The organism is Streptomyces sp. NPDC005899, from assembly GCF_040629645.1.
Taxonomy (GTDB): domain Bacteria; phylum Actinomycetota; class Actinomycetes; order Streptomycetales; family Streptomycetaceae; genus Streptomyces.
In genome coordinates, this window is the sequence record NZ_JBEXWB010000305.1 from 1 (window position 1) to 7,828 (window position 7,828).

At 72.4% G+C, this 7,828-nt stretch carries 3 protein-coding genes; 2 read left to right on the forward strand and 1 reads right to left on the reverse strand.

The annotated features are described in order from the left end of the window. Nucleotides 1-1,497 (reverse strand): condensation domain-containing protein (locus tag ABZ371_RS25790; RefSeq protein ID WP_358683783.1); only part of this gene is annotated, 1,497 nt, incomplete at its 3' end. Nucleotides 1,498-2,285: 788 nt separating this feature from the next. Here ABZ371_RS25790 and glyA point away from each other — a divergent pair. Beyond that, nucleotides 2,286-3,656, forward strand: a complete 1,371-nt coding sequence (gene glyA, locus ABZ371_RS25795) for a serine hydroxymethyltransferase (RefSeq protein ID WP_358683785.1) — start codon at nucleotides 2,286-2,288, stop codon at nucleotides 3,654-3,656. Next, complete coding sequence (locus ABZ371_RS25800) at nucleotides 3,653-7,780, forward strand: amino acid adenylation domain-containing protein (protein ID WP_358683787.1); 4,128 nt, start codon at nucleotides 3,653-3,655, stop codon at nucleotides 7,778-7,780. The genes glyA and ABZ371_RS25800 overlap by 4 nt, the downstream gene beginning before the upstream one ends. The last annotated feature ends 48 nt before the right edge of the window (nucleotides 7,781-7,828 follow it).

Sequence of the window (7,828 nt, forward strand, 5' to 3'; positions counted from 1 at the left end):
CCGATTCGCCCGCTCGTTCACCTCACGGAACGACCACGACACCCCACCACACACCACCGCCACCGCATCCGGCGACACCTCCACCCGACGCTCCACCAACCCCGCCAACGACACCGCCGGCACCCCCACCGCCGTATCGTTCACCCCCACCAGCAACCGCTCACGCTCACCCGCCGACAACACATCCACCGCACCCACACGCACACCCGGATCACCCACCACCCCACGCAACACCCGCACGAACCGCTCCGCGAAACCCACCGCGGACCCCCGATCGAACAACTCCGTCGCATACTCGAGCGTGCAGAGCAGTCCGCCACCCGAGGGGTCGGCACCGAAGCTGAACTCCAGGTCGAACTTCGCGGTGCCGGAGGCCACCATCTCCATCGTCGCGGTGACGCCCGGCAGGTCGACGTCGACCTGGGACGTGTCCTGCCAGGCGAACATCACCTGGAACAGCGGGTGATAGGCCCGGGAGCGTTGCGGGTTCAGGATCTCGACGAGCCGCTCGAACGGGGCGTCCTGGTTGTCGTAGGCGGCGAGCGCCTTGTCACGCACCCGTCCCAGGACGTCCTCGAACGTCGGGTTGCCCGACAGGTCGACCCGCAGCACCCAGGTGTTCACGAAGAAGCCGACCAGATCCGCCAGCGCCTCGTCGTCGCGGCCCGCGATCGGTGAACCGATCGACACGTCCTCACCACCGCCGAGCTGACCCAGCAACACGGCCAGCGCCGCCTGGAGGACCATCGGTTCGGAGGTTCCGGTGCGCTGGGCGAGAGCCTGGACGCCCGCCCGGTCGACGGCGTCGACGGCGAACCGCAGGACCCCGCCGTCGTGTCCCGGCACGGGCGGGCGCGGGCGGTCGGTCGGCAGCACCAGCTGCTGGGAGGCTCCTTCGAGCTCCTGCCGCCAGTAGGCCAGCTGGGAGGCCAGCTCGCTCTCGGGGTCGTTCTCGTCGCCCAGCAGGTCCTTCTGCCAGAGCGTGTAGTCCGTGTACTGCACCGGCAACTCGTCCCACACCGGAGCCGCGCCCTCGCACCGAGCCCGGTACGCCCGCGACAAGTCCCTGGCCAGCGGCCCCATCGACTCACCGTCGAAGGCGATGTGGTGCATGACCAGCACCAGGAGGTGCCGTCGCGGTCCGGACCGCAGGAGCACCGCGCGCACCGGGATCTCGCGCGACAGGTCGAACCGGTGGCCGGCGGCCTCGGAGGCGGCGGCCGCCTCCGCGTCCGGCGACACCTCGCGCGTGGACATGACCAGGGCGAGTTCCGTCTCGGGGACGACCCGCTGGTAGGCCACGCCGGCCTCGTCCTCGACGAACACCGTGCGCAGGCTCTCGTGCCGCACCACCACGTCCCGCAGCGCCGCCTCCAGGGCGCCCGCGTCGAGGACGCCTTCGAGCCGCACCTCCACGGGAAGGTTGTAGGTGGCGGAGGGCCCCTCGAAACGGTGGAGGAACCACAACCGGCTCTGCGCGAAGGACAACTGGATCATTTCGCCTCTACTTCCTAGGTCGTCTGCTCGCGGACTGGGCCGGCCGGGGCACGGGCGAACGAGCACGCTGCGACAGCCGTCTGCGACTGGCGCGGCCTCGGCGATCCGATTGCGGAAGAACCGCAGCGGTGATGAGCCACAGGTGTCCTGCGGTGAATCCGTGAACACGCCCCGACGCCGAACGACATGTTCCGACCGAAATGGCCGACGTGCCGCGGGCCCCGGGGAACGCTCGAAGCGGCATCAAAGGGCATGCACGCCCTGAGCTTCCGGCGTGAACGCGGAACGGTCAAGCGCTGTCGGCCCGGATAGTGATCGGGGCGCGGTTCCGCGGCATTCCGGTCACGCCCGCCCTGTTGTCCCGTCGACGGGACAACAGGGCGGCGGCCGTGCAGTGCCCGGCCCGCCGCCAGCCAGTACGCTGCCCGGAAGAACACGTGGCCGGTTCGCCGGAAAACCCTCGCGTCCGGTGCGGCCGAGGCGTTTCGATAAGCGAGAACCCCTGATTCCGCTCGTTCGGATCCGGTGGCCGGATAATCGTCCGGTACGCCACCGCGGATCGTATCCGAACAGCGCCGCCGCATATTCATCCGCCTTTAGGCCTCCCGGCGCCGTGCAGTCGCACCACGCGGCCGCGTATGGACAGCACAGAGATTCATCCGGGTTGCATTGACTCAGACATAGAGGTGCAGGAGATGGCCGGTCGGTCGAACACGACGACTAGGGAAACGGCGCACCAGGACGCCGATTGGGCAGTGCAGGGAAGGGGGGACGCGTACGCGCCCCTCGTGACGGGGAACGAGCAGGCCGAGCTGACGCGCCTGGGGTGGGAGTCCCTCCGGCGGGCCGATCCCGAGCTGGCCGAGATGCTGGACGCCGAGGTGGCGCAGCAGCGGGTGACGCTCGCGATGATCGCCTCCGCGAGCATCGCCGACCCCTCGGTGCTCGCGGCGGGCGGGGCGGCCCTGTCGAACGTCACGGCCGAGGGTTATCCGGGCGCCCGGTACCATCCCGGAGCCGTCCACTTCGACCGGGTCGAGAGGCTCGCGGTGGCGCGGGCCAAGCAGCTGTTCGGGGCCCAGTACGCGAACGTACAGCCGCACTCGTGCTCCTCCGCCAACGTCGCCGTCCTGGCGGCACTGATCCCGCCGGGCGGGACCCTGCTCGCCCTGGACCTCGACTCCGGCGGGCACCTGACGCACGGCTCCGCGGCCTCCATGACGGGTCGCCACTTCCACGCGGTGCACTACGGGCTGGACAGCACCGGGCGCATCGACTTCGGCGAGGTGGAGGCGCTCGCGCGGGAGTACCGGCCCGCCGTGCTGATCGCCGGTGCCAGCGCGTACCCCCGCACGCTCGACTTCCCCCGCTTCCGGGAGATCGCCGACTCGGTGGGGGCATTCCTGGTTGCGGACATATCGCACATCGCGGGCCTGGTGGCCGCCGGTGAGCACCCCAGTCCGATCGATGTCGCCCACGTGACGACGACCAGCACGTACAAGCAGTTGAGCGGTCCGCGCGGCGGGCTGATCCTGATCGGGCGGGAGCACCGCACACCGGGCCCGGACGGTGCCACTCCCCTGTTCCGGCTGATGCAGCGTGCGGTCTTCCCCCAGTTCCAGGGCACGCCGAGCCCTGCCTCGATCGCGGCGAAGGCCCGGTCCTTCGCCCATGTGTCGAGTGTGGAGTTCTTCCGGACGGCTCGGCTCATCGTGGACGACGCCCGGCGTCTGGCGACCGAACTGGCCGGCCTCGGGCACCGGGTGCTCACCGGCGGGACCGACAACCACATGGTGCTCATCGACGTCGTCTGCCGCGGGCTGACCGGGGTGGTCGCCGAACGCGCCCTGGAGCGCTGCGGGATCCTCGCCAACCGCAACCGGATCCCTGGCGACCAGAAGTCGCCCCTGGTCACCAGCGGGTTGCGGCTCGGCACCAACATCCTGGCCCAGCGCGGGATGGGGCCGGATCAGATGAAGGAGTGCGCGCGGCTCCTGCACGCCGTGCTCGCCGCCACGACGGCCCACGGCGACACCGAGTTCAGTATCGATCCCACGGTGGCGGACGAAGTCCGGTCGGCCGTCGAGAGCCTGTGCGCCCGCCATCCGCTCCCCGCCGCACGGCACGAGGGCCTGCTCACCACGGGGACCACCCGGTGAGCGCGCCGGTCACGCACGAGGGCACCGCCGCTGTCCCTCCCGTGCCGGTCATGCCGCCGGACCGGCCGCGCCGGCCGGGCGTGCGGTCCCTGTGCACGGCGGTGGAGCGCACGGAACTCAGATGGCCGGCGCCGATCGCCGGCGCCCCGGCGGACAGGGTGCTGCTGGCCGGGTTCGCCGCCTTCCTGCACCGCTTCACCGGTCAGGACTCGATCGAGTTGCGCTGGGTGGGCGGGCCGGACGGCCCGGGCGGCGCGCAGGTCAAGTTCGGTGCCGATGCGGGCCTCCGCTCGCTGGCGGCGGCCGTCACCAGGGTCCCGTCGGCCGACGCACCCGTGGGCGTGCGCTTCGTGGGCGCCGGTGACGACGACGGCCCGGCTCCGGGCCTGGAGCTGGAGTTCGTCGCGCGCGCGGGGTCCGACGACGGGCACCACGTTCTGGAGTTGCACTACGACGCGCGTCTCTACGACGCCGCCACGGCAGCGCGCTGGCTGAGGCACTGCGTGACGCTCGTCGAGGACGGTGTCCGGTCCCCCGAGACCCCTATCGCGGGCCTGCGGCTCATGGACGACGCCCAGCTGCACCGCACACTGGTGGAGTGGAACCGCACGGAGGCGGACCTGCCGCACGACGTCTGCCTGCACCGGGCCTTCGAGGCGCGGGCGGCGGCGGACCCCGACGCGGTGGCGGTCGTCCACGGCGAGGAGCGGTGGTCCTACGGCCGGGTCGACACCGAGGCCAACCGGCTCGCCCACCACCTGCTGTCGCTGGGGGTGGGGCCCGACGACCGGGTGGGCCTGTGCCTGGACCGGACGCCCGCCCTGCTGGTCGCCGTGCTCGGTGTCCTCAAGGCCGGCGGCGCCTATGTCCCTCTGGACCCGGCTTACCCGGCACAACGCCTCGCCACGATGGTCGAGGGCACGTCGTGCGCGGTGATGATCAGTCGCTCCGACCTGGCGGCCGGGCTGGCGGGGGCGGCCCCCGCGGGGGCGACGCCGCTGATCCTCCTGGACCGCGACGCGGACGTGCTGGCGGCGGCCGACGGAAGCCGGCCGGACGCCCGCTGCGGCCCGGAGAACCTGTGCTACATCATCCACACCTCCGGTTCCACGGGAACACCGAAGCCGATCGCCCTGCGGCACAGCGGGGTCATGAACAACCTCGCCGACCTCAACACGAGGTTCGCGGTGGGGCCCGGCGACGCGGCGCTGGCGCTCTCCTCGCCCAGTTTCGACATGTCGGTGTACGAGTTCCTCGGTCTCACCGTGGCGGGCGGCACCGTGGTCGTCCCCGAGGCGGCCCGGGTGCACGACCCGGCGCACTGGATCGAACTGATCCGGGCCCACGGAGTCACGATCTGGAACTCCGCGCCGGCCCTGCTGGGGCTGCTCGCCGACGCGGTGGAGCAGACGGGCGCCGGGCCGCTCCCCACACTGCGTCTCGCGCTGCTCGGCGGCGACTGGGTGCCCGTGCCCCTGCCGGGGCGGGTCCGCGACTTCGCTCCGGCGCTGCGGTTCGTCGTCATGGGCGGCGCCACCGAGGCATCGATCCACTCCACGCTCTTCGAGGTCGAGGAGGCCGATCCCGGGTGGACCAGCATCCCCTACGGCCGGCCGATGGCCAATCAGCGCGCCTACATACTCGACGCCGGCATGCGGCCCGTGCCGCCCGGAGTGCCCGGTGAGCTCTATCTGGCCGGCACCGGGCTGGCCCGCGGTTATCTCGGCCGGCCCGAGCTCACCGCGGAACGCTTCGTGGACTGGTCGTACGGCGGATTCCGGGACGAACGCCTGTACCGGACGGGAGACCTGGCCAGATTCGGCGAGGACGGCCTGATCGAGCTGCTCGGCCGGATCGACTTCCAGGTGAAGGTGAACGGGCTGCGGGTGGAGGTCGGCGAGATCGAGACCGCCCTGCGTGCCGTGCCTGGGGTGCGGCAGACGGCCGTGGCGGCGCGCGGTGGACGGCTCGTCGGCTACGTCGTCCCCACGGACCCGAGGACGCCCGCCGGGCCGTTCTCCGCGGAGTTGCGGGCCGCCACGGCCGAACGGCTGCCGGGGTACATGGTCCCGCACACGATCATGGTTCTGCCGTCCCTGCCACTCACCCCGAACGGCAAACTCGACCGGGCCGGCCTGCCCGAGCCGGCCGTCGGCACCGCTGTGTACCGTGCCCCGCGCACCGGTCCGGAAGAGGCCCTGGCGGCCGTGTTCGCGGACGTCCTCGGCCGTGAGCGGGTGGGGGCCGACGACGATTTCATCGCGCTCGGCGGGGACAGCATCGGTGCGATCCAGGTCGTCACACGGGCCCGGGCGCGGGCACTGGAGGTCACGGCGGGCGACGTACTCCGGCACCGCACCGTCGCCGCCCTGGCCGAGGTCGCGGGCGCCACGGCGGCCGAGGACGGCACCGGGGCGGCGGAAGGCGCACCGCTGGTCACCGTGGACGAGCGGGACCTGCGGGCATGGCGGCGACGCCACCCCGGCCTCACGGACGTGTGGCCGCTGACGCCCATGCAGTCCGGGATGCTCTTCGCCTCGCTGCTCGACGACACGGGCCCGGACACGTACCACGTGCAGACGCTGTACCACCTGTCGGGCGACGTCGACGCGGCGGCGCTGCGCGCGGCCGCCACCGCGCTGCTCGGCCGGCATCCGGCCCTGCGGGTGGCGTTCGTCAGGGCCGGGACGGACGAGCTGGTGCAGATCGTGGTGGACGGGCTCGTCCTGCCGTGGCGGGAGCTCGATCTCGGTGGCCTGCCCGAGGCCGAACAGGAGGCGGCGTTCGGCCGGTTCCTCGCGGAGGACCGGACGGACCGTTTCGACCTGGCCGTCCCCCCGTTGTTGCGGACGGCCCTGGTCCGGTTCGGCGTTGACCGGGCCGTGCTCGTTCTCAGCGTGCACCACGCCCTGCTGGACGGCTGGTCGGAGCAGGTGATCGGGCAGGAGCTGCTCCGTCTGTGCGCCACGGGAGGTGACGCCCCCGCCCCGGCCGCCGACGGATTCCGTGCCTTCCTCCGGTGGCTGTCCCGCCAGGACGCGGAGGCGAGCGCGCGCGCCTGGGCCGCGGAGCTCGAGGGCGTCGGCACCCCGACGCTGATGGCGCCCGCAGCGCCGGCGCACGCGCAGGCGGGCGGGATCGGCGAGGTCGTGATCCCCCTGACGCCGGGTGAACGCCAGGCCATGGCCGAGGTCGCCGGCCGGGGCGTGACGGTGAACACCCTCGTCCAAGGGGCCTGGGCGGTCCTGCTGTCCGCGTTCACGGGCCGCCGGGACGTGGTCTTCGGTGCCACCGTGTCGGGGAGACCCGGCGCCCTCGCCGAGGTGGAGTCCACGGTCGGGCTGTTCATCAACACCGTGCCGGTCAGGGTGGACTGCGCACCGGACGGATCGGTGGACGCCCTCCTGTCCGATCTGCGGGAGCACCAGACGGAGCTGATGGACCACCACCACCGGGGTCTGAGCGACATCCACCGGGACGCCGGGGCGGAGGTGCTGTTCGACACCCTCCTGGTGTTCCAGTCCTATCCGGCCGACCGGGCCGGGAGCGGAACCACCGCGGCGGCGGGCTTCGGGATCACCCGCGTCGAGTCGCTCGGTGGGGTGGACTACCCGCTGGCCCTTTTCGTCGAACGCGATCGGATGACGCTGCAGTACCACCGAAACCGCTTCGGCCGACGGGCCGCCGAGGTGATCGCCGACCGGTTCCGCGCCGTCGTGGCCAGGATGGCGGCCACCCCGGACGCGTCCGTGGGCGGTGTGGCCGGGGTGACGGAGGCCGACCGCCGGCTGGTGGCCGCCGACGGGGCCGGTGCGGCGGCACCCTCGGACGCGCCGAAGCGCGGCGCGGCGTACCGGGCCGGACGGAACCCGCTCGAAGTGGAGCTGTGCGGCCTGTTCGCCGAGATCCTCGGCGCGGAGCGGGTCGGCATCGATGACCGGTTCTTCGACCTGGGGGGCAACTCGCTGATGGCGGGGCGGCTTGTCAGCCGTATGCGCAGGCAACTCGGTCTCACCGTCTCCATGCGGATGATCTTCCAGTACCCGACCGTCGCGGAGCTCTCCGAGCACGCCCGGGCGGGGAAGGCCGCCTCGCGGCCGCAACTGCGCAGGAGGCCGCGGTAACCGGCGGATGAACCGGGCGCCGACCGGGACCTGACGCCCCGGTCGGCG